At 47.8% G+C, this 713-nt stretch carries 1 protein-coding gene; it reads right to left on the bottom strand.

What is annotated here, in order from left to right:
* Positions 1 to 101 precede the first annotated feature (101 nt).
* Positions 102 to 437, bottom strand: coding sequence for a YegP family protein (locus tag AAEZ08_RS22750; protein WP_003118434.1), 336 nt, complete (start codon positions 435 to 437; stop codon positions 102 to 104).
* Positions 438 to 713 lie beyond the last annotated feature (276 nt).

Below are 713 nucleotides of genomic sequence, written 5' to 3'. Positions count from 1 at the left end.
GAAGCGGTCGATCACATCCGAGCAGGGAAAAGCGGCTATTAAGAATACTCAGCCGCCCATCTCAACGAAATGCCCAAGTGATTTTGAACAGACTGAAGCGATTAATTGCCCACCTCAACAACCTTAGCGTCGGGTGCGTGGTTTTTCACCGACTCGATACCCTTGTCGCGTGAGGCTTCGGAGGCATATGACTGGCTCGTCCCGACTACTTGGTGATTACCCGCCTTAAGGTTGAACATAAACTTGTCAGCCCCGCTGGCCTTACGCTCGTAGCGTGCATCATCAGGCGCATTTTTTTTGACTGACTCGACTCCATTTAGACATCCAGACTTATCCTTGTAGCCCTCGCTGGCCAGAATTGCTTGGCCATTGTTGGCTTTGAGCCGAAAACGAAATTCACCCGCTTTGTCGTTGTATATTTCAAACGTCCCAGACATATAGCTATTCCTCATTTTTGGCTTTCATGAGATCCATCGATATCGCTGCGGTCCAAAAAATGACTGTTTGCCCATTAGAAATATGGTTTCTGTGTGATGCTAGCCAGGCAAAATCGATGCTCCAGCTTCAGTAGAACTGCATGACAAATGCACCATACCCCAAGAGCTAAACCAGATTTTTGAACAGTCAAAGTATAGACACAGATCTCAACACGGCTCGATTTCTTCGTCGAGTGAAGAGCCCAGCTTTTGCAGAGATATCCGAGCGGCTGCTTT

Source organism: Pseudomonas sp. E45-MNA-CIBAN-0222 (genome assembly GCF_040310405.1).
GTDB lineage: Bacteria > Pseudomonadota > Gammaproteobacteria > Pseudomonadales > Pseudomonadaceae > Stutzerimonas > Stutzerimonas stutzeri_AC.
Note: the sequence above shows the minus strand (reverse complement) of the source record. Positions and strands in the feature narration are given on the sequence as shown.